19 protein-coding genes are annotated in these 21,658 nt (G+C 65.9%); 7 read left to right on the forward strand and 12 right to left on the reverse strand.

All coding sequences use genetic code 11. From position 1 onward, the window contains the following. The first annotated feature begins 181 nt into the window (after positions 1 to 181). Entirely contained in the window at positions 182 to 823 is a 642-nt protein-coding gene (locus ACIGJC_RS05260) for a glutathione S-transferase (RefSeq protein WP_483710963.1), read from the forward strand. 69 nt (positions 824 to 892) lie between these two features. Here ACIGJC_RS05260 and ACIGJC_RS05265 read toward each other — a convergent pair whose 3' ends face one another. Together ACIGJC_RS05265 and ACIGJC_RS05270 are read right to left on the reverse strand one after the other, a co-directional pair. After that, positions 893 to 2,065, reverse strand: coding sequence for a pyridoxal phosphate-dependent aminotransferase (locus ACIGJC_RS05265; RefSeq protein WP_483710964.1), 1,173 nt, complete (start codon positions 2,063 to 2,065; stop codon positions 893 to 895). A 91-nt stretch (positions 2,066 to 2,156) separates the two neighbouring features. Beyond that, positions 2,157 to 2,693 (reverse strand): putative toxin-antitoxin system toxin component, PIN family, encoded by a 537-nt coding sequence (locus tag ACIGJC_RS05270; protein WP_483710965.1) that lies wholly within the window; start codon positions 2,691 to 2,693, stop codon positions 2,157 to 2,159. A 39-nt stretch (positions 2,694 to 2,732) separates the two neighbouring features. Between ACIGJC_RS05270 and yaaA the strand changes: the two genes are divergently transcribed. Both yaaA and ACIGJC_RS05280 read left to right on the forward strand, forming a co-directional pair. Then, the gene (gene yaaA, locus ACIGJC_RS05275) at positions 2,733 to 3,518 is read left to right on the forward strand and encodes a peroxide stress protein YaaA (protein WP_483710966.1); all 786 of its coding nucleotides are present in this window, start codon (positions 2,733 to 2,735) and stop codon (positions 3,516 to 3,518) included. A gap of 23 nt (positions 3,519 to 3,541) precedes the next feature. Continuing rightward, positions 3,542 to 4,684, forward strand: coding sequence for a M14 family metallopeptidase (locus tag ACIGJC_RS05280; protein WP_483710967.1), 1,143 nt, complete (start codon positions 3,542 to 3,544; stop codon positions 4,682 to 4,684). 67 nt (positions 4,685 to 4,751) lie between these two features. Here ACIGJC_RS05280 and ACIGJC_RS05285 read toward each other — a convergent pair whose 3' ends face one another. The 3 genes from ACIGJC_RS05285 to ACIGJC_RS05295 form a co-directional block, all read right to left on the reverse strand. Beyond that, positions 4,752 to 5,552 carry a BspC domain-containing protein gene (locus tag ACIGJC_RS05285; protein WP_483710968.1) on the reverse strand — a complete coding sequence of 267 codons (801 nt, stop codon included), beginning with the start codon at positions 5,550 to 5,552 and terminating at the stop codon, positions 4,752 to 4,754. A gap of 204 nt (positions 5,553 to 5,756) precedes the next feature. After that, entirely contained in the window at positions 5,757 to 6,647 is an 891-nt protein-coding gene (locus ACIGJC_RS05290) for an N-formylglutamate amidohydrolase (protein WP_483710969.1), read from the reverse strand. Between the two features lie 13 nt (positions 6,648 to 6,660). Next, positions 6,661 to 7,647, reverse strand: a complete 987-nt coding sequence (locus ACIGJC_RS05295) for a tripartite tricarboxylate transporter substrate binding protein BugE (RefSeq protein WP_483710970.1) — start codon at positions 7,645 to 7,647, stop codon at positions 6,661 to 6,663. 133 nt (positions 7,648 to 7,780) lie between these two features. On the opposite strand from ACIGJC_RS05295, the gene ACIGJC_RS05300 reads away from it, so the two are divergent. After that, on the forward strand, positions 7,781 to 8,671 hold the full coding sequence (locus tag ACIGJC_RS05300; RefSeq protein WP_483710971.1) for a LysR family transcriptional regulator: 891 nt from the start codon (positions 7,781 to 7,783) through the stop codon (positions 8,669 to 8,671). Positions 8,672 to 8,724: 53 nt separating this feature from the next. Here the strand turns inward: ACIGJC_RS05300 and ACIGJC_RS05305 are convergent, their stop codons facing one another. From ACIGJC_RS05305 to ACIGJC_RS05315, 3 genes are read right to left on the reverse strand one after another with little or no spacing between them, the layout of a single operon-like run. Next, on the reverse strand, positions 8,725 to 9,900 hold the full coding sequence (locus ACIGJC_RS05305) for a vWA domain-containing protein (RefSeq protein ID WP_483710972.1): 1,176 nt from the start codon (positions 9,898 to 9,900) through the stop codon (positions 8,725 to 8,727). Between the two features lie 35 nt (positions 9,901 to 9,935). After that, the gene (locus tag ACIGJC_RS05310; RefSeq protein WP_483710973.1) at positions 9,936 to 10,529 is read right to left on the reverse strand and encodes a GNAT family N-acetyltransferase; all 594 of its coding nucleotides are present in this window, start codon (positions 10,527 to 10,529) and stop codon (positions 9,936 to 9,938) included. After that, entirely contained in the window at positions 10,529 to 11,419 is an 891-nt protein-coding gene (locus ACIGJC_RS05315; protein WP_483710974.1) for an AAA family ATPase, read from the reverse strand. The genes ACIGJC_RS05310 and ACIGJC_RS05315 overlap by 1 nt, the downstream gene beginning before the upstream one ends. Positions 11,420 to 11,962: 543 nt before the next feature. On the opposite strand from ACIGJC_RS05315, the gene ACIGJC_RS05320 reads away from it, so the two are divergent. The 3 genes from ACIGJC_RS05320 to ACIGJC_RS05330 all read left to right on the forward strand — a co-directional run bounded on the left by ACIGJC_RS05320 (position 11,963) and on the right by ACIGJC_RS05330 (position 13,283). After that, the gene (locus ACIGJC_RS05320; RefSeq protein ID WP_483710975.1) at positions 11,963 to 12,310 is read left to right on the forward strand and encodes a c-type cytochrome; all 348 of its coding nucleotides are present in this window, start codon (positions 11,963 to 11,965) and stop codon (positions 12,308 to 12,310) included. 14 nt (positions 12,311 to 12,324) lie between these two features. Further along, positions 12,325 to 12,723 carry a c-type cytochrome gene (locus ACIGJC_RS05325; RefSeq protein ID WP_483710976.1) on the forward strand — a complete coding sequence of 133 codons (399 nt, stop codon included), beginning with the start codon at positions 12,325 to 12,327 and terminating at the stop codon, positions 12,721 to 12,723. A gap of 125 nt (positions 12,724 to 12,848) precedes the next feature. After that, entirely contained in the window at positions 12,849 to 13,283 is a 435-nt protein-coding gene (locus tag ACIGJC_RS05330; protein WP_483710977.1) for a nitrous oxide reductase accessory protein NosL, read from the forward strand. A gap of 44 nt (positions 13,284 to 13,327) precedes the next feature. On the opposite strand, the gene aroG is transcribed toward ACIGJC_RS05330, so the two are convergent. The 4 genes from aroG to ACIGJC_RS05350 all read right to left on the reverse strand — a co-directional run bounded on the left by aroG (position 13,328) and on the right by ACIGJC_RS05350 (position 21,484). After that, entirely contained in the window at positions 13,328 to 14,407 is a 1,080-nt protein-coding gene (gene aroG, locus ACIGJC_RS05335) for a 3-deoxy-7-phosphoheptulonate synthase AroG (protein WP_483710978.1), read from the reverse strand. Positions 14,408 to 14,818: 411 nt separating this feature from the next. Next, the gene (tldD, locus tag ACIGJC_RS05340; RefSeq protein WP_483710979.1) at positions 14,819 to 16,279 is read right to left on the reverse strand and encodes a metalloprotease TldD; all 1,461 of its coding nucleotides are present in this window, start codon (positions 16,277 to 16,279) and stop codon (positions 14,819 to 14,821) included. Positions 16,280 to 16,361: 82 nt separating this feature from the next. Continuing rightward, a complete protein-coding gene (locus ACIGJC_RS05345) occupies positions 16,362 to 17,183 on the reverse strand; it encodes a carbon-nitrogen hydrolase family protein (protein WP_483710980.1) in 822 nt (273 codons plus the stop codon). Positions 17,184 to 17,233: 50 nt separating this feature from the next. Then, a complete protein-coding gene (locus ACIGJC_RS05350) occupies positions 17,234 to 21,484 on the reverse strand; it encodes a YhdP family protein (protein ID WP_483710981.1) in 4,251 nt (1,416 codons plus the stop codon). Positions 21,485 to 21,658: the final 174 nt, after the last annotated feature.

The raw sequence follows: 21,658 nt of genomic DNA on the forward strand, positions 1-21,658 counted from the left end.
GCGTCCCTGAAGTTGTGGTTAAATTAGCACGATCGTACGTTTTATGCACCTTTCCGGAAATAGCCGGAACGCGGGCAACGTGCGCTGATCGGCCAGTCCGGCGGCATCGGAAGACCGGAATGGCCCACAATGGCTTTGGGCTTCGCGCCCGCAAGCATGATTCCAACAGGAGAGAGACGACATGCTGAAACTGTGCGGGTTTGCCGCCAGCAACTACTACAACAAGGTCAAGCTGGCACTGCTGGAAAAGAATGTGCCGTTCGAGGAAGTGCTGGCATGGATCGGCGAGACCGACCTGGCGGCCACGCCGGCGGGCAAGGTGCCCTACGTGATCACCGAATCGGGGTCGCTGTGCGAGTCGGAGGTGATCAACGAATACCTGGAAGCCGCCTATCCGCAAACGCCGCTGCTGCCGCGCGATCCCCTGCAGGCCGGCAAGGTGCGCGAAATCATCACTTTCCTGGAGGTGTACCTGGAACTTACCGCGCGCGAACTGTATCCGGAAGCCTTCTTCGGCGGCAAGGTCAGCGATAACGTGAAGGAGCGCCAGCTCAAGCTGCTGACGCGCTATATCCCGGCGTTCGCCAAGCTGGCGAAGTTCTCGCCGTTTATCGCGGGAGATTCCTTCACGCTGGCCGATTGCGCCGCAGCGGTCCACCTGCCGCTGATCTCTTCGTGCACGAAGATCATCTATGGCAAGGACCTGCTGGCCGACCTGCCGGTCAGGGACTACCTGAAGACGCTGTCGGAGCGCCCCTCGGTGCAGAAGGTCAATGCCGACCGCAAGGCGAATACCGAACTGATGATGAGCCGGAACAAGTAAAACGGCCAAGGTGCCGAACGTAAACGCCCGCGGCATGCCGCGGGCGTTTACGTGTCGTTGATCTCGACCCTAGAGCTTCGCCAGCCGCTCCAGCGCCAGTGCCAGCGTCTCTTCCTTCTTGGCATAGCAGAAGCGCACCACGCCCGATTCACGCGGCTGCGTGTAGAAGGCCGAGACCGGGATCGCCGCCACGCCGATCTCGCGCGTCAGCCACATCGAGAAATCCGCTTCGCTCAAGTCCGAGATCGCGGAGTAATCCACGCACTGGAAATAGGTGCCTTCGGACGGCAGCAACTTGAAGCGCGTGTTGGCCAGCCCCGCGCGGAAGTAGTCGCGCTTGGCCTGGTAGAAGGCGGATAGTTCCAGGTACGGCGCGGGGTCGGCCATGTAGTCGGCCAGGCCATGTTGCACCGGCGTATTCACGGTGAACACATTGAACTGGTGGACCTTGCGGAATTCCGCCGACAGCGCCGCCGGCGCGGCTACGTAGCCGACCTTCCAGCCGGTCACGTGATAGGTCTTGCCGAAGCTCGACACCACGAAGCTGCGCCGCGCCAGTTCCGGATGACGCGAGACCGAGGCGTGCGGCTGGCCGTCATAGACCATGTGCTCGTAGACCTCGTCCGACAGCAGCAGGATGTCGGTGCCGGCCAGCAGTTGCGCCAGCTTTTCCATGTCGGCGGCGCGCCAGATCGTCCCGGTCGGGTTGTGCGGCGTGTTGATCAGGATCATCCGCGTGCGCGGCGTGATGGCTGCCGCCAGGCGGTCGAACGGCACGCGGAACGACGGTGCTTCCAGCGTGACGGGCACGGCGGTCGCCCCGGCCAGCTCGATGGCAGGCAGGTAGCTGTCGTAGCACGGCTCCAGCACGATCACCTCGTCGCCAGGATGCACCGCGCACAGGATGGCCGTGAGGATGCCCTGCGTGGCGCCGGCCGTGACGGTGATCTCGCTTTCCCAGCTGTAGCGATGGCCGTACAGCGTCGCGATCTTGTCGGCAATGGCCTGGCGCAGGCGCGGCACGCCCGCCATCGGCGGGTACTGGTTGTGGCCGGCGCGCATGGCGTCGGTCACGGCATCGACGATGCGCGGATCGCAATCGAAATCCGGAAATCCTTGCCCCAGGTTGACAGCGTTCTTCTCGGCGGCCAGCGCCGACATCACGGTGAAGATCGTGGTGCCGACCGAGGGCAGGCGCGATGCGGGCGGCGTCAGTGGGGCGAGGGCGGAGTCTGCGGACATGGGCTGCAACGTTGGAGTGCGATGGCTGAAAACGGCTTGCCGGACCGGGCTATAGCGGCAACAGCGGCCATTCTAAAGGGATTCGGGGCGATCAGGCTGCAGCGCCCAGCGCGGCCAGCCACTGGCCGAACGCGGGCGGCGTCATCACTTCCACGCCGCTGGAGCGGCGCAGTCGGCTCCGCAGCTTGAGCACGGCCTTGTCCTTCGACACCAGGCAGGCGGCCCGCGAGAAGTGCGCGAGTTCGACGAACTTCTGGTCGTCGGTGTCCTTGCAGCGCGGCAGCCGGATGGCGTCGGCGTCTTCCTGAGCGGGCAGGGGTTCCAGCGTGCTGAAGCGGTCCACGACCGCGAGCGCCGCGTCGATATCGACTGCAAAGCGCGCGAATTGCGGATAGGCCAGCACACGGCGCAGTTCTTCGCGGCAGTCGGCGCGGATCACCGGGGCGATGGTGCCGGCTTCCAGTGCCGCGCGGATCGGCGTGCAGTGCGGGTCGCCGAACACCAGCAGGTCGACCCAGATATTGGAATCCAGCACCACGCGCGGGGCAGGGCTGGCAGTGGATGTGATGTCGGCGTCGCTGGGCGACGAGGTGTCGCCGGAAGCGTCGCCGGAAGTCGGGTTGGTCATTCGCTACAATCTTGGCTTTGTGTTTCCCGCGATTTTGCCATGCTCATCGTCCTGTCTCCCGCGAAGTCCCTGGACTACGAGACACCCGCGCGCATCGAGACCCATACGCTGCCCCGTTTCATCGACCGTTCCGCCGTGCTGATCGAGCGCCTGCGCAAGCTCGCGCCGCAGGATGTCGGCGCGCTGATGGACATCTCCGACAAGCTCGCGGTGCTCAACGTCACGCGCTACGCGGACTGGTCCGAGTCGTTCACCGCCGCCAACAGCAAGCAGGCGGTGCTGGCGTTCAACGGCGACGTCTACGACGGCTTCGATGCGAAGAGCCTGTCGGCCGATGACCTCGGCTTCGCGCAGAAGCATGTGCGGATCCTCTCCGGCCTGTACGGCGTGCTGCGTCCGCTGGACCGGATGCAGCCTTACCGCCTCGAGATGGGCACGCGCCTCGATAACGCCGCGGGCAAGGACCTCTATGCGTTCTGGGGCGACGCTGTCACGCAGCTGCTCAACGGCGACATGGCCGCACTCAAGCACGAGGGCGCACCCACGCTGGTCAACCTGGCGTCGGAAGAATATTTCAAGGTGGTGCGCCCGAAGGTGCTGAATGCGCGCATCATCACGCCGGTGTTCGAGGACTGGAAGGGCGGCCGCTACAAGATCATCTCGTTCCACGCCAAGCGCGCGCGCGGCACCATGGCACGCTATGCGGTCACGCATCGCGTCACGGAGCCGGCCGCGCTCAAGCGCTTTGCCGAAGACGGCTATGCGTTCGATGCCACCGCTTCCGACGACGGCCGCTGGGTGTTCCGCCGCCGAATCGAAGACTGAACCTATCCACGGAGCCGCCCGTCATGCCTTCCGCCCTGCATATCTCGACCCACTTTGATTCCGGCGCGATCGAAGTCGAAGCGCTCGATCATGCCGACGATATCCGCCTGCGCATCCGCGCCGATTCCCACGCGGAATTCCGCCAGTGGTTCCACTTTCGCCTTCAGGGGGCGGCGGGGCAGCCGTGCCGGCTGCAGTTCCTGAATGCCGGCGAATGTACCTATCCGGACGGCTGGCGCGATTACCATGCGGTGGCGTCGTATGACCGCGCCAACTGGTTCCGCGTGCCGACGCGCTACGACGGCCAGGTGCTCACCGTCGAATTCACGCCCGAACATGACAGCGTATGGCTGGCGTACTTCGAGCCCTATCCGGAAGAGCGGCACCTGTCGCTGCTGGCGACGTGCCAGCGCTCGCCGCTGGCGAAGCTGTCGCACCTCGGCAGCACCGTCGATGGCCGCGACCTGACCCGCGTCACCGTGGGCCAGCCGGGCCCCGGCAAGAAGACCATCTGGATGATCGCGCGCCAGCATCCGGGCGAAAGCATGGCCGAATGGTTCTGCGAAGGCGTGCTGCAGCGCCTGACGGGCAGCGGTATGTGGGCGCACGACCCGGTCGCGCGCCGGCTGCTCGAGCGCGCGGTGTTCCATATCGTGCCGAACATGAACCCGGATGGCTCGGCGCGCGGCAACCTGCGCACCAATGCCGCCGGCGCCAACCTGAACCGCGAATGGATGACGCCGAGCCCCGACACCAGCCCCGAGGTCTGGCACGTGCGCCGGGCGATCGAGGCCACCGGCTGCGATCTGTTCTTCGACATCCACGGCGACGAGGGCCTGCCCTACAACTTCGTCGCCGGCAGCGAGATGCTGCCGAGCTTCACCGAGAAGCAGCGCGACGAGCAGGCACGTTTCATCGAAGCCTTCAAGCGCGTCTCGCCCGACTTCCAGGACGTGCACGGCTATGCGGCCAGCAAGTACAACGCCGACGCGCTCAAGCTGGCGTCCAAGTACATCGGCCACACCTTCGGCTGCCTGTCGCTGACGCTCGAAATGCCGTTCAAGGACAATGCCGACCTGCCCGATGCCGCGGTTGGCTGGAATGGCGCGCGTAGCGCGCTGCTGGGCACGGCGATGCTGGAGGCTGTCCTGGAGTTTCTGGGCTGAGACTGCCGCAGCGAGCACAAAAGGCCCGCCATCATGCGGGCTTTTTTGCATCGGCTTTTTCCGTCGGCTAGTGCTTCTTCTTGCTCGTGCTCTTGCCGGACGAATTCGACGAAGAGGAAGATGCCTTCGCCGAAGACTTGCCCGACGCGCTGCTCTTGGTCGATGCCGTTGACGAGGCCTTCGACTTGCCCTTCGCGCCCTTGTGGCTCTTGCTGGACGACGCATGGCGGGAGGCCTGTACGGCCGGTGCCGCAGCGGGTTCCGAGATCGTGGCGCCGCTGCTGTCCAGCAATTCATAGGCCAGCATCATGCCATCGTCATAGCCGCAGCGGACCTTGACCTGCTGCCATGGCTCCTCGCCGCGGCGCTTGTGGGCCAGGGCGGAGAATGTCACCACGGAGTTGACCGGCACGGCCTGCTTGCCTGGCGAGAAGCGTCCGTTCCACGGTTCCACCGTGGCCTGGCCGCTGGCGAGCGCGCCGGTGGGGATCTTGAGCGCATCGTAGGTGGCCGAGCGCGGCACGACCCAGCTGGCGTGCGCGGCGCAGTCGGCGACGTCGCTCGTGGCGCTCTCCGTCTTCATCAGCTGCTCGCGCATCTTCGCGCGGTATTCGGCAAGGCTGACGCGGCCACGGTCGGGCAGGGTGATGGTCTTGGTCGGTTCGGTGGCGGCGCCAGTGGCGGGCGTTGCCGGCGCAGCGGGCGCGACGGCGGGGCGGGCGGGGGCCGCGGCGGCCGCGGACTGGCTGGCGGCATCCGTGCCATCAGCTGGCATATTGGCGCAGCCCGCCAGCACCAACGCACCGGTGACTGCGGCGGCCAGCATGCTGAGGCGGCTGCCGATCAGTTTGGAAATTCGTCGGATCACGGTGTCTGTCTTGCCATTCCGGCAAGCATGGGTTCGCAAAGGATTGCCATGATAGAGGAAACCTATCTTGGGAAGTTCCTAAACTTTGTTACCCATTCTTGTTATGCACCAATCATTGCGTGGCTTTATCAGAAAGCCCGTACGTTGTGCAACTGAGATGAACCCGGATGCAGCGTGCTGCATCCGGGCATCTTGCGCCGCGGCTCAGGGCAGGGCGCGGGCAGGCATGGACCGCGTGAACTTCAGCAGGTCGTCGAGCATGGCGTTCAGGTTGTGCCGCAGCTTGGCAAAGCCGGCCGTATGGGTCAGCCCGGCTTCGTCCATGTAGAGCTTGCGGTTGATCTCGAGCTGCAGGCTGTGGCGGCCAGTCTGCGGCTGGCCCACCACGCGCACGATTTCCACGCCCTTGTACGGGTGGTTGCGCCAGACGTCATAGCCCAGGTCCTTGAGCATGCCTTCGACACGGTCGGTGAAGCGCTTGTCGCAGGTGGTGCCGTCACGGTCGCCGATCACGAAGTCGGGATGCTGCAGCCCTGGAAACTCGGTGGCGTATTGCGCCGCCTGGCTCGGCATCGAATGGCAGTTGATGTGCCATGCAGCCCCGTGCGCGGCCACGGCATGATCAGCCAGCTTCTGCAGTTGCGCGTAGTACGGCAGGTAGCAGCGGTTGATGCGCGCCTGCACTTCTTCCACGCTCAGCTTGCGGTCGTAAATCGCTTCGCCGGTGTCGAGCACGCGCCAGACCAGGCCCTTGCCGAGACGGGTCTTGGCCGTGACCTGCTTCGCGCCGGGCCACGGCGCGTCGAGCAGGGCCTCGTCGATTTCCTCGAGTCCGCGGTTGGCGTCCAGGTAGCTGCGCGGAAAGCCCGCGCACAGCAGCGGAATGCCGCGAGCCGGGGCACCCGCGTAGAGTTCGTCGACAAAGGTGTCTTCGGCCTGCCGCAGCAGCGGCAGGGGCAGGCTTGCATCGGGACGGAAGTCCGTGGGATAGACGGTGGCGCTGTGCGGCGAATCAAGGAACAGCGCGCTCGCCGGGCCTTCCGGCTGGTAAAGCTGGTACGGACTGTCCGCGGTATTTCGGTCTGCTTCGGTCATGGTGCGGCGGCAATCAGTCGAGGGAGATCCTGGCCGCGGCGGCCACGCGCTTGTTCTTGGCCACTTCGCTCTTGATCTGCGCGGCAAACTGCGCAGGCGAGTTGCCCACTGGCGTGGCGCCCAGCTTTTCCAGTTTAGCCTTCACCTCGGGCAACGCCAGCACCTTGATCGCTGCCGCGTTCAGCTTGCCCTGCAGCTCGGCCGGCAGGTTTGCCGGGGCGATCAGGCCGAACCACGCGGCGTCGTTCACTTCGGGCAGGCCCAGTTCGGCGAAGGTCGGCACATTCGGCAGTGCCGCCACGCGCTTGGGCGCGGCCACGGCCAGTGCGCGCAGCTTGCCGCCTTCGATAAACGGCAGCGACGACGGCAGGTTGTCGAACAGCACCTGGACCTGGCCGGCCAGCGCGTCGTTCAGCGCGGGGCCCACGCCCTTGTAAGGCACGTGCAGCAGTTCGCTCTTGCTGCTCATCTTGAATAGCTCGCCCATCATGTGCGAGACGCTGCCATTGCCGGCCGAGCCATAGGCCAGCTTGTTCGGCTGCGAGTGCGCCAGCGCGATGAACGACTTCATGTCGGTGGCCTTCACCGACGGATGGATGCTCATCACGTTGGGCACGGAGGCCAGGTTCGTGATGGTCGTGAAGTCCTTGGTGGCGTCATACGACAGCCGCGGGTACACCGCCGGGTTGATGCCGTGCGTCGAGGCCGTGGCGATGCCCAGCGTGTAACCGTCCGGCGCGGCCTTGGCCAGGTAGGCGGTGCCGATGCTACCGCCCGCGCCGCCGCGGTTGTCCACCACGACGGCCTGGCCGAGCTGCTGGCCCAGCTTGTCGGCGACGATGCGCGCCACGATATCGGTCGTGCCGCCGGCCGGGAAGGGCACCACCAGCGTGATCGGCTTGTTCGGGTAGTTGTTCTGGGCGGCGGCGGGCAGCGCGGCGCAGGCGGCAAAAGCGGCCGAGGCCGCGACGAGAACGCGGAAGACTTGTCGACGTTGCATGGTGGTTGGGAAGAAGAGGGAAGCGGATTGGGGAGAAAAGCGGTTTCCCCGATTCTGCTCGCGCCAGCAAGGCCTCGGCAAACGAATTAAAATCGCACGGTCATTCCATTTGGTCGTGAAGTTGAGGTGATGTATGCGGCGTATGATGCCGTCGATGACCGAGTTGCAGGCGTTTGAGGCGGCTGCCCGCCACAACAGTTTTACTGCAGCCGCCCGCGACCTGCACGTGACGCAGGGGGCCGTCAGCAAGCAAGTGCGCAGTCTGGAATCGCGGCTCGGGGTGGCGTTGTTCGAACGGGTCCGGCAGCGGCTGGAACTGACTCCGGCGGGAGCGCGCTTTCTGGAGCGCATCCGCCCGACGCTGGACGAGATCGAGGCCGCCACGGTCGAGGCCGCGGGCCGCGAGCAGCCGGGCGGCATCCTCCATATCGCAAGCATGCCCACGCTCGGTGCCAAGTGGCTGATTCCGCGGCTGCCTCAATTCTTCGCGCACCATCCTGAAGTGCAGCTGGAGTTTATTCCGCACGCACAGGGCTATGTCTTTGACGAGCCCGAACTGGATGCGGCCATCCGCTTTGGCGTAGGCGTATGGCCGGGCAGCGTGGCGGACTACATGATCGGGCGCGAGATCGTGCCGGTGTGCCGGCCCCGCTTGCTTGGCGAACCAGCGGGGTCGCCGGAAGCATTGCTGCAGTACCCGCTGTTGCACCACACCACGGTGCCCGAAGCCTGGCCGGACTGGTTCGCGGAGCTTGGCGTTCCCCCACGCGACGCCTGGGCCGGCGCGCGCTTCGATCAGTTCTCGCTGCTGACGCAGGCCGCGTTGTCGGGCCTTGGCATCGCCCTGATCCCGCGTTGCCTGATCGAGGAAGAGCTGGCCAACGGTGCGCTGGTGATCGCGCATCCGGCGCGCGTGCTGAGCAACAAGGGCTACTACCTTTGCTATCCCGAGCACAAGCAGCATCTGCCGGCGCTGCAGACCTTCCGTGCCTGGCTGATGGAAGGCGCCGACGCGCGCGCCTGACTGCGTGCCAACAATAAAAAAAAGGCGCTGTGCCGCGCCTCTTTTGTGCTTCCTTACTTCGACAACACCTTCATCGCCGATTCCAGTCCCGCCAGCGTGACGGGATACATGCGGCCTTTCATCAGCTGGTTGATGACCGTGATCGACTGGCGGTATTGCCACAGGCCTTCCGGTTCCGGGTTGAGCCAGACGAAGTGAGGGAACTGCTCCGTCATGCGGTTCAGCCACACCGAGCCGGCCTCGGCGTTGTTGTACTCGACCGAGCCGCCGGGCTGCAGGATCTCGTACGGGCTCATGGTGGCGTCGCCGACGAAGATGATCTTGTAGTCGGGCGTGTACTTGTGCAAAAGGTCCCACGTCGCCAGCTTTTCCGCATGGCGGCGGCGGTTGTTCTTCCACACGTGGTCGTACAGGCAGTTGTGGAAGTAGTAGTACTCCAGGTGCTTGAACTCGGTCTTGGTGGCCGAGAACAGCTCTTCCACGCGCTTGATGTGGTCGTCCATCGAGCCGCCCACATCCATCAGCATCAGCACCTTGACCTTGTTGTGGCGCTCGGGCCGCAGCTTGATGTCGAGCAGTCCGGCATTGGCGGCCGTGGCATGGATGGTGTCGTCCAGGTCCAGTTCGGTGTCGGCGCCTTCGCGCGCGAAACGCCGCAGGCGGCGCAGCGCCACCTTGATGTTGCGCGTGCCCAGCTCGACCTGGTCGTCATAGTCCTTGTAGGTACGCGCTTCCCATACCTTGATGGCCGTGCGGTTGCCCTTGGACGGTCCGCCGATGCGGATGCCCTCCGGGTTGTAGCCGCCATGGCCGAACGGCGAAGTGCCTCCGGTGCCGATCCACTTGTTGCCGCCCTCGTGCTTTTCCTTCTGCTCTTCGAGCAGTTGCTTCAGGCGCTCCATGAGCTTGTCGAGTCCGCCCATGGCCTCGATCTTGGCCTTTTCCTCGGCCGAAAGCTCGCGCTCTAGCGTCTTCTGCAGCCAGTCGAGCGGAATGTCGGACTTCCAGTCGACCAGGCTTTCCACGCCCTTGAAATAGGCGCCGAAGGTCTGGTCGAACTTGTCGAAGTGCTTCTCGTCCTTGACCAGCGTCATGCGCGACAGGTAGTAGAATTCGTCGATCGACGGCGAGATGACCTGGGCCTTGAGGGCTTCCAGCATGGTCAGGTATTCCTTGACCGAGACCGGCAGCTTGGCGTGGCGCAGCGAGAAGAAGAAATCGATCAGCATGGTGCCTCGCGATCAGTGGCAGCGGGGCGGCGCGCTCAGCGCGGCCGCTCGAGCTGGAATTGCAGGTGATTGCGCACCGCCGGCCATTCGCTGGCGATGATCGAGAACACCACCGTGTCGCGCAGCGAACCGTCCGGCATGCGCATATGGTTGCGCAGCACGCCGTCCTGTTTCGCGCCCAGGCGCGCAATGGCCGTGCGGCTCTGGTGGTTCATCCAGTGCGTGCGGAACTCCACGGCGATGCACTCGAGCTGTTCGAACGCATGGCGCAGCAACATCAGCTTGCACTCGGTGTTCAGCGGCGTGCGCTGCACGCGGCGCGCGTACCAGGTCGAGCCGATCTCCACGCGCCGGTTGGCCGCGTCGATGTTCATGTACGTCGTCATGCCGGCCAGCTCGCCATCGGCGTCGCGCACCGCGAACGGCTGCATCGAGCCTTGCTGCTGCAGGCCCAGGCGCCGCGCGATCTCGGCCTCCATGCGATCGGGCGCGGGCACGGTGGTGTACCACAGCTTCCACAGGTCGCCGTCTTCGGCGGCAGCGCGCAGGCCTTGCGCGTGCTCGGCCCGGAGCGGCTCGAGCGTGGCGTGCCGGCCCGACAGCGTGACGGGTTGGATGAAGTCGCTCATCAGCGGTTGGCGCGGTTCATGAACACCAGGCGCTCGAACAGGTGCACATCCTGCTCGTTCTTGAGCAGCGCGCCATGCAGCGGCGGGATCGCGGCCTTCTTGTCCGGGCTGCGCAGCGCCTCGGCCGGAATGTCCTCGGCCATCAGCAGCTTAAGCCAGTCGATCAGTTCCGACGTCGACGGCTTCTTCTTCAGGCCCGGCAGGTTGCGCATCTCGTAGAACGATTCCAGCGCGGCGGCCACCAGTTCGCGCTTGATGCCGGGGTAGTGGACGTCGACGATCTGCTGCATCGTCTCGGCATCCGGGAACTTGATGTAATGGAAGAAGCAGCGGCGCAGGAACGCGTCCGGCAGTTCCTTCTCGTTGTTCGAGGTGATGATCACCAGCGGGCGATGCCTGGCCTTTACGAGTTCGCGCGTCTCGTAGACGTAGAACTCCATGCGGTCGAGTTCGCGCAGCAGGTCGTTCGGGAATTCGATGTCGGCCTTGTCGATCTCGTCGATCAGCAGCACCACCTGTTCGTCCGCTTCAAAGGCCTGCCACAGCACACCCTTGACGATGTAGTTGCGGATGTCGTGCACGCGGTCATCACCAAGCTGCGAATCGCGCAGCCGCGATACGGCGTCGTACTCGTACAGGCCCTGCTGCGCCTTGGTGGTCGACTTGATGTGCCATTGCAGCAGCGGCATGCCCAGCGCCGCGGCCACTTCCTCGGCCAGCATGGTCTTGCCGGTGCCCGGCTCACCCTTGATCAGCAGCGGACGCTGCAGCGTTCGCGCGGCATTGACGGCCAGCTTGAGGTCGTCCGTGGCGACATACTGGTCACTACCTTCGAAACGGACCTGCTGGGCGGAGGTGGCTTGGGCGGAAGCGTTGGCGGTGTTTGACATGAGGCAACCTGAAGTGGACGGCCGGGTAGCTGGCCGGATAGGGCCAGGGTCGGCGTGATTAGTGCAGTCTCTTCGCGCTGTCACGCGCGCTTTCATTATGGAACCCGGACGAGCCTGAGCGGTGCCGTGGCGCCGCTGCGGCAAGATCCGCGAACGGTCGTTCGTAATTCCTGGATGGGTCAGTATAAAAGACCTTTACCGTTCTTGTTGGCGCCGGCTGACATTAGGGTTGCTCCCCGGTCATCGGCTGGACTGCCAGGTGCCGCCTGCTGTACAATGCGGCGGTTTGACGCGCCCCCACGTCCAGTTCTCCAGCATCCGGCAGTCCGCGTTCAGAAGTCCCTGCGGTCCGACGGGTCGCGGTGATTGCGAGAGGTGGTCCCAGAATGGTGTTCCACATCCCGGCAACGAACCGGATGCGACAGTCTGATGGATTGCCAGCAGGCACCCACGGGCTGCCAGGCTTCCCGCAGAAGCATTCTGAGACCGTCTCCGCCCGGCAGGGCAGGTCACGCACGGTTTAACTTCCAATCCGCTAAGACAATGAAAAAGCTCCTCACGATGGTGGTGCTGGGCGCGGCTGCAACAGCAGCGCTGGCACAGGAAGTCAAGGGCAATGGAGACGCTGCCAAGGACAAGGTTGCAATGTGCATCGGATGCCACGGCATTCCGGGCTACCGTGCGTCGTTCCCGGAAGTCTATGAAGTCCCGATGCTGGGCGGCCAGAGCGCCAAGTACATCGAGAACGCACTGAAGGGCTACCAGAAGGGCGATCGCAAGCATCCGACCATGCGCAGCATTGCCGCGTCGCTAACCGACCAGGACATCGCCAACCTGGCGGCCTACTACTCGCAGCAGAAGGCCGGTTCGCAGAACAACACCTTGAAGTGAGAGACACCGCAACCATGAAGACGCTTCAGACGCTTTCGTTCGCGATTGGCGCACTCGTGCTGGGTGCCTCCGCCGCCACTGCTTCGGCAGCCGACCTTTCCGCCGGCAAGGCGCTGGTCGAGAAGGGCAATTGCGTGGCCTGCCACGGCGCTGGCCTGAATGCCCCGATTTCTCCGGACTATCCCAAGCTGGCTGGCCAGCATGCCGACTATCTCTATCACGCGCTGATGTCGTACCAGGTGTCGGGCGTGCCGCAGGTGGGCCGGTCCAACGCGATCATGGCTGGCCAGGTCAATGCCAACCCGGCCGTTACGGACAAGGCTGGCAAGCCGCGCCCGTTCACGCGCAATGAACTGAAGGACATCGCTGCCTACATCGAGTCGCTGCCGGGCGACCTGGTGCTGAAGAAGTAAAAGACGTCTCGGCGATTAGTCGCCTTGTAGTCGCCAAAAGCCGCTTCCCGTGAGGGGGCGGCTTTTTTGCGTCTGGAGGCAGCGGTCCCTATGCCGCCGCGTGCAGCAAGGTAAAGGAAGGGCCCGTGCAACCGGCCGAGCTCGAGTCCGCCAGCACCTGCGACCTCGATGGCATGCTTCTCGCCGACTATGCCGGCCCGAAAGCGCAGATTTTCTATGCCGGCGATGCCCGGCCGCACTGGTTCTGCGACACGGTGGAGATGTTCCACACGCTGCTTAAGCCCGAACAGGCGAGGCCAGTGCGCGCGGTGTTCGTGCAGGACATGGCGCTCGCGGAGTGGGAGAGTCCGCGCGGCCACTGGTTCGACGCCACCACTGACGTGTACGTGTTCGGCAGCAAGCGCCGCGGGCCGATGGGCCCGGCGATCGCGAGCTTCCGCGATGCTGCGGGCGCCCGCGCGTTCATGGATGGCTACGGCGGGAAGATGCTGGCTTATGCAGAGGTCACGACCGACATGGTCGACATCTGCGGCGGCGCATCGAACGACGGCCGGATGTAGCGCCACAGGCGGCGCACAACCGGCCGTCAATCAGGCGAGCGATATCAGTTGCCGCTGCCGCCTGCCAGGCGGCGGGCCTTGACGGCTTCGGCCAGCGTTTCCAGCACCTTGACCGAATCGTCCCAGCCGATGCAGGCGTCTGTCACGGACTGGCCGTAGGTCAGGCTTTCCACCGGCGTGCCCTGCACGTGGTCCTGGCGTCCCGCGACCAGGTGCGATTCGACCATCACGCCGACGATGCGGTCGTCGCCGGCGGCGAGCTGGCGACCGATGTCCTCGCATACCAGGATCTGGTTCTCGTGCTTCTTGCTGCTGTTCGCGTGCGAAGCATCGATCATCAGGCGCGCGGCCAGGCCGGATTTGGCGATGGCGTCGCAGGCTTCCTGCACGCTGGCGGCATCGTAGTTCGGCGCCTTGCCGCCGCGCAGGATGATGTGGCAGTCCTCGTTGCCCGAGGTCGACACGATCGCCGAGTGGCCGCCCTTGGTCACGGACAGGAAATGGTGCGGCTGCGACGCGGCCTTGATCGCATCGACGGCGATCTTGACGTTGCCGTCGGTGCCGTTCTTGAACCCGACCGGGCACGAAAGTCCCGACGCGAGTTCGCGGTGCACTTGCGATTCGGTCGTGCGCGCGCCGATCGCGCCCCAGCTGACCAGGTCGGCGATGTACTGCGGGCTGATCATGTCCAGGTACTCGGTGCCGGTCGGCACGCCCATCTCGCTGATGTTCAGCAACAACTCGCGCGCGGTGCGCAGGCCGTCGTTGATCTTGAAGCTGCCGTCCATGTACGGGTCGTTGATCAGGCCCTTCCAGCCGACCGTGGTGCGCGGCTTCTCGAAGTAGACGCGCATCACGACTTCCAGCTCATTGGCGAAGCGCTCGCGCTGCACCTTGAGCAGCTTGGCGTATTCGAGCGCGGCCTTGGTGTCGTGGATCGAGCATGGGCCGATGATGACGATCAGGCGGTCATCCATGCCGTGCAGGATGCGATGCATCGACTGGCGCGCGGCGTAGATCACGTCCGAAGCCTTTTCGGAGCAGGCGAACTCGCGGATCAGGTGCGCGGGCGGCAGCAGTTCCTTGAGTTCACGGATGCGCAGGTCGTCGGTGTTCTTCAGCATGATGAGTCCGGTCTTGTGAGGTCGTGGAAGTTGTCTGGGCGAAGCAGGGAAAAAAGCAGATATAAAAAAAGCCGCCAGTCTCGCTGGCGGCTTTTTCTTTTCGGTTCGGGGCGCTTACAGTCGTCCCTCCCTATCCGCCAGCGGTGTGGGTTCGCTAAAGAAGTAAAAGTAAAACTTAGCGGACATGGCGGAGAAGGGCAGGGCTGGGGTCAGCGTGAATTCGATTTTGTTTCGAAGCGCGGCTTTTATGCTGCGCTGCGTGACAGAGAGGCAGGAAATTGCGCGAACACCGTCAAAATTTCGGGTCGCGGCGATCACCTGCGCGACCGCGAAGCATCTTTATAGCGCTTTTTGCAAGGGTTGGCAAGTGCCGCGCCGGGCTTCGTGATGCCCTTGGCGCGGCCGCCACGCTCAGGCCGTGCCGCCCACCGTCATGTTTTCGATGCGCAGCGTCGGCTGGCCGACGCCCACGGGCACGCTCTGGCCTTCCTTGCCGCACACGCCGACGCCCGAGTCCAGCCGCATGTCGTTGCCGATCATGGTGACGTCCTTGAGCGATTCCGGGCCATTGCCGACCAGCGTGGCGCCCTTGACCGGATAGGTGATCTTGCCGTCCTCGATCATGTAGGCCTCGCTCGCCGAGAACACGAACTTGCCGTTGGTGATATCGACCTGGCCGCCGCCGAAGTTCACGGCATACAGGCCCTTCTTCACGCTGGCGATGATTTCCTGCGGGTCCTTGTCGCCATTGAGCATGTAGGTGTTGGTCATGCGCGGCATCGGCAGCGCGGCATAGCTTTCGCGGCGGGCGTTGCCCGTCACGGGCATCTTCATCAGGCGGGCGTTGAGCGTGTCCTGGATATAGCCGCGCAGGATGCCGTCCTCGATCAGCGTGGTGCACTGGGTCGGGTTGCCTTCGTCGTCCAGGTTGAGCGAGCCGCGCCGATTGGCCAGCGTGCCGTCATCGACCACGGTCACGCCCTTGGCCGCCACGCGTTCGCCCATGCGGCCTGCGAAGGCCGACGAGCCCTTGCGATTGAAGTCGCCCTCCAGGCCGTGGCCGACCGCTTCGTGCAGCAGCACGCCGGGCCAGCCCGGACCGAGCACCACGGTCATCGCGCCGGCCGGGGCGGGGCGAGCTTCCAGGTTGACCAGAGCGGAAGCCACGGCTTCGTCCACGTACTGCTGCAGCAGGGCATCGGTGAAATAGCCGTAGGCGTAGCGGCCGCCGCCACCGGACGAACCGATCTCGCGCCGGCCGTCCTGTTCGGCGATGACGGTGACGGACACCCGCACCAGCGGACGCACGTCCGCGGCGAGCACGCCGTCGCTGCGCGCCACCAGCACCACGTCGTATTCGCCCGCCAGTCCGGCCATGACCTGCACCACGCGCGGATCCTTGGCGCGCGCCATGCGCTCGACGCGTTCGAGCAGCGCCACCTTCTCGGCGGCCGCCATCGAGTCGAGCGGGTCGTTCGGCGTGTACAGGTTGCGGCCCGTCTTCGAGGCCAGTTCGCTGGCCACCTTGACGCGGCCGCTGCCGGAACGGCCGATGGTGCGCGTGGCCGCCGCGGCCTGCGACAGGGCCGGCAGGCTGATGTCGTCCGAGTAGGCGAAGGCCGTCTTGTCGCCCGAGACCGCGCGCACGCCCACGCCCTGGTCGATGCTGAAGCTGCCCGACTTGACGATGCCTTCCTCCAGGCTCCACGCCTCGTTGCGGGTGTACTGGAAATACAGGTCGGCGTAGTCGACCTTGTGCGTGAAGATGTCGGCCAGCACGCGCTGCAGCCTGGCTTCGTCCAGGCCATACGGCGCCAGCAGCAGTTGCTGCGCGGTGGCAAGGTTGCGGATTCCGAGATCGCCGGCGTTCATGAACAGTCCTTTTCTTTCTTGCTGGGCGCCGGCATGGGAGCGGCGCCGTATAGTCAGGTTGAGGCGGGGGCTTTCGCCAATGCTACAGCACCCGGTGTCGCAGTGCGGGCAGGTTCTGCCGGACTTCGGCCAGCCGCGCGGGGTCGATCACGCCGGTGACGACACCTTCGCCCTCGGGCAGCACGGCCAGCAACTCGCCCCACGGATCGACCAGCATCGAATGGCCCCAGGTGCGGCGGCCGTTCTCGTGCTTGCCACCCTGTGCGGCGGCGAGCACATAGCACTGGTTTTCGATGGCGCGGGCGCGCAGCAGGATTTCCCAGTGCGCCTGCCCCGTGGTGTAAGTGAAGGCGGCAGGCATCAGAATCAAGCTCGCGCCGTCGTCGCCTGCAAGGCCACGGTAGAGTTCGGGAAAACGCAGGTCGTAGCACACCGACATTGCCACGCGTCCGCACGGCGCGTCGAAGCTGACCGGCGTGCTGCCTGCCAGGATGGTGCGCGATTCGTCATAGCTTTCGGTGCCGCGCGTAAAGCCGAACAAGTGGATCTTGTCGTAGCGGGCCACGCGTTCACCGCGCGGGTCGAATGCGAGCGAGGTGTTGTAGACGCGTGCGTCGTCGCCGCACCACATCGGCAAGGTGCCGCCTACCAGCCAGATGCGGTGGCGTCGCGCGGCATCGGCCAGGAATTGCTGCACCGGGCCGTCGCCGTCCTGCTCGCGGATGGCGATCTTGTCGGCTTCGCGCTGGCCCATCATGCAGAAATACTCGGGCAGCAGCACCAGCTCCGCACCGCCGCGCGCGGCTTCGGCAATCAGCGTTTCCGCGCGCGCGAGGTTGGCATCGACCGACGTGCCGGTCACGGTCTGGATGGCGGCAACACGAAACGGGGCAGGGGCTTGCATGGATCGCTTCCTTGGACGAGGGCACGCCGTGACACCGCCGGGGCTCAGGGCTAGAAGGCCGGTTCGGTGCGGTTCTGGTACGTCGGGTGTTGCGCCTTATTGTCCCCCACTTTGCCGATCTCCGGGTTGGCCCAGCTGCCGGTGATGCGGTAGTGCTGCGTGAACGCCTTGGAGAACTCGTCGGCGAACAGCAATTGCGCGGCGAGCGTGCCGATGCCCAGCACCGGGTTGATAAAGGCGGCCGCCACCGACGTGGTGGTGGCGTTGATGCGCGGTATCACCCGGACATCCAGGTCCTGGGTTTCGCGCAGCAGGTTGGCTGAACCCGACATGTTCGCGATGATCTGCGGGCTCCTGAGTTCGAAATCCTGGATCGATCCCACGCCGTTCTCGATCGTGCCTGCGCCGGAGATACGGTCGAACAGCAGCCCGCGCCCGGACAGCGTGCGGAAATCGAGCGAGGCAAAGCGCAACAGGCCCTGCAGGCTCAGCACGCCAAGCAGGCGGGCGGCACCGGGTTCGACGCTCAGGATCTGGCCATTGTCGAGGTCCAGCGACAGCCGCCCCGCCAGGGTCGGGTAGTCGATCGACATGGGCGAGCCGCGCCATGCCACGCGTCCCTCCAGCTTGCCCTTGCCGTCGCGCAGCGTGTGCGGCAGGCCCAGGCGCTCCAGCGTGGCGCCGGCGTCGCGGATATCGATCGAGAACGTCAGTGCCGTGCGGCGCGGCGCGTTGGCCGGGTCACCGTCGCGCAGCCGGCGCGGCACGCGCCAGGTGCCGCTGCCGGTCAGCGTGGCGCCCGGCTGGTCGATCAGCAGGCGTTCGAGTGTCCAGACCGGTTCATCGCCGCTCTTGCTGCTGCGGGCCACGACCTCCAGCTTGCCGAAGTCGTGCCCGCGCAGCACGAACTGCTCGGCGACCAGGTCGATGGACGGCAGCGTGTCGATGCTGCTGGCGATGGCGTCGACGACATTGTGTTCGTCGCTCGCGTCGGGCACGTTCAGGCGGCTCAGGCGCAGGCGCATGGCGCCGGAGCCCGGGCCCTCGGCGCGCCACTGCATCTTGCCGGCGATCTGGCGCGAGTCCAGGTTCACGTCCCAGCCGCCGGCCTCGCGCATGGCCTCGATCGTGACGTCGTCGATGGTGCGGCCCGCGGCCCTGAGCGTGCGCATGCGCGCGTTGATGCGCTCGGGCAGGAACGCGGGCGGACTGGCGCGGCGGCTGCCGTCGCCGTGCATGCCGCCCAGGCTGGCGAGCGCGGCGCGCCAGCCATCGAAATCGAACTGGTCAAGCGTGGCCGCTGCCGTGACGCCGCTGGCGGGCAGCGGCGCCGCCTGCTGCAGGCCGATGCCGCCGGCCACCACCTCGGTGTCGCCGCCATTGCGGTCGGGGCGCAGCAGGTAGCGGGCATTGAGCGCACCGCCAAGCTGGACCACCATCTCGTCCAGCCCGGTGCGTCCGGGCGCAGGGCGAAGATCGAAACGCAGCGGCATTTCCTGTGCGGCGGGCTTGGCCAGCGGCGCGGGCAGGCTGATGGCCATGCCGTTCAGGTCGGAGCTGACCTGCACCTGCATCTGGCGTTCGCGCACGCCGAACACCGCGCTGTAGCCCGTGTTGCCTTCGAGTCTGGCCGCCAGCGCCGCTACGGCGGAGCCGGAGGCCGCTTCGCGCATGCCTGCCGCCGTGGCATCGCCGTTGGCGGTGACGCGCACGCCACCGTCGGGCTGCGAGCCGCCGCCGAGGCGGACTTCGCCGCCGAGGAAGCGTGCTCGCATATTCACGAGCTGGAAGCCGCGCTCGTTGAAGGCGATGATGCCGCTGGCCCCGCCGAGTTGCGGGGTTTGCGCGTTGAGCACGACATCGTTGCCGGGGAAGCGGAAGGTGCCGTCGACACGCGTGGCATTGGCGTTGGTCAGCGGCATGTCGAGCTTGAGCCTGAGTTCGCCGTTTCCCTGCGCGCGCGAGTTGTCCGCCACGTGTCCGGTCCACTCGCGCACCGGCGAGGCCGCCATGTAGTGCAGGAAGCCTTGCACCGCGCCGCTGGCGCCGCCGTCGATTTCGAGGCGCCCGTGGTCGCTCAGATCGTCGATGCGGCCGTTGACATCCTGCAGCGTGACGCCGGCGATGCCCTGGACCGTGGCCCGCCGCGCCAGGAACGTCATGCCGCCGCGCTCGAACAGCACCTGTCCCTCGATATCGGCAAAGGTCGGCCACAGCGGCGCGCCACCCGGGTTGGCCTCGTGTGCCGCGATCTGGTACCTGACTTGGCGGATCGGTACTTCGACGCGAAAGTCGCCGGCCTTCTCATGGGGAGCGTGGAACGGGAAATGCGTGAGGTCGCCCTTGAGCACGAAGCGCACGCCAGCCGCCTCGCCACCGGCCAACGCGCCGGCCAGGTAGTGGCGTGTCCCGGCGGGAATGCCCAGCGGCAGATAGCGCGGCACGCGTGCCACCTGCGCCCGGCTGAGTTCGCCGCTCAGGTCGGCGATGCCCGCTTCACTGTCGCCGCCCGTGCGCCAGGAGCCGCTCACGGTGCCGGCCGTGTCGGCATTGGCGAAGCGGATGTTCGACACGTTCACCGTCATCTTGCCGTCCTGGCGGGTCCAGTGCACGTCGCCGGCAATCTCGTCGAAGGGCAGGCGAGGCTCGTCGAACATGCCGGGCAGCACCAGCGCGGCGCTGGCGCCTTCGAAATGGACCGCGCCTTGCCGGTCGTCGAAACTGAACGTGCCTGACAGGTTGGCAAAGCCCGGCGTGCCCAGGTTGGGCTTGCCGTTGGCGCCGACCGCGGGTACCGCCGGCTGGCCGTTGACCGAGACGTTGCGCAGCGTGCCCTGCACGGCGTAGTGGGCCTTGCCCGGACGCCGTTCGAGCATGCCCGCGCGGTCGCGGCTCCAGGCCACGTTCAGGTTGTCGATATGGCCGGCCGGCTGCAGCGCGCGCAGCTGGCGCAGCACCGCGGTATCGACCGGCATCGACGTGGCCAGTGCACGCACGGTGTTCAGGTCGAACGTTGGGGCCTTTAGCGAGAACTTGCGCAGCTCGCCCTTGTTGTCCATGGCCCAGCCCAGCGTGACCTTGCGCATGCCTTCGCGCCACGCGTTGTCGTTGGCGGAAGGCGGTCCGTCTGCGGGCCGCGGTTGCCACAGCAGGGTGTCGATGGTCAGCAGGTTGCTGCCGTCACGCTCGCTGCGATGCAGGAGGAAGGCCTGGGCATTGGCAAGCTGCAGCGCTTCGCTGGCGCCCGCAAGCTGCAGGTCGATGCCGCTGCCGCGCAGCCGTGCCTGGCTGCGCACAATGCGGCCGCCATGGAACTCCAGCGAGCCGTCCGTGCTGAAGCTGCCGCCCGTCACGCGCTCGAACACGGTCAGGTAGCGCTGCACGACCGGAAGCTGCAGTTGCGTGATGTCCCAGCTTGCCTGCCCGGACCAATGGCGCCAGTTGCCGGCGCTGTGCAGGTAGTCGTGGCGCAGGCTGGCGCGCAGCACCAGCGGCCGCGGCGCCAGCGCCTCGGACTGCGCTTCCAGGCTGATCTCGTGGCGCTGGCCGCTGCGCCGCGCGTTGAAATGGATCTGGGCCACGTCCAGTTGCGGCAGGTGGCCCTTTTCGTCGAGCCAGCGCAGCTTGCCGTCGCGCAGGTCCAGGTTGCTCTGGGCCATCAGCCAGTCCAGGAAGCGGTTGTCTTCGGTGTTGCCGCCGGTGGTGTCGACCGCCATGCCGGCAACCAGCAGCTTGCCCTCGGGCGTGCGGCGCACCAGCACATCGGTCTGCGTTGCGCTGAGTGTCTCGAACTGCAGGTTCATGCTGAACAGCGAGCGCCACGCGAGCTGGCCATCCAGCGAGCCGGCCGAGAGCAGCGTGCGCTGCTGGGGGTCGACCACCTTCAGGCCGTGAGCACGGAAGGCCGGGTGCCAGCCATTCCAGTAGGTATCCAGCGAGTCGATGGTCAGCTTTGCCGACAGCGCGAGCGAGCCGCGGTCTTGCAGCCATTGCCGCGCCGCCGAGGCCTGCGGCCAGAGCACGAAGCGGATCATCAGGCCCGCCACCAGCGCCAGCGCAGCCAGGACCAGCGCCAGGCGCAGCAGGGTGCGGCCCAGGCCGCGCCACACCGGATGGCGCACGGCCGCGCGCACCGACGCGGCACAGCCGCGTGCAAACGCGCGCGCGCGCCGCGCCGGCGAGACCGGGGCAGCATTCGACGGGGAGGCAATGGAAGCGGCCAGGCTGGCGACGGCTTCCTGGCTACCCGCGCCCGCGTTGGGGGTGGAGCCGTCAGCAGGGTTTGGGGCGCGGCTGGACATGCGCAGATTATCCGACAATACTAGCCGCTCTCCAATCTGGCGCCCGGCCTTGGTATGTTGCAAACACCTGACACGCGATGGGTGCAGCGGGCGCGCCGCACCTGTTCACGCATTTCAAGCTACTGGAATGACTGCCTCTGATCCGACGAGTTCCGCCGTGGGCAATGCCGCTGA

This window comes from Cupriavidus sp. C3SS-1, from assembly GCF_057073755.1.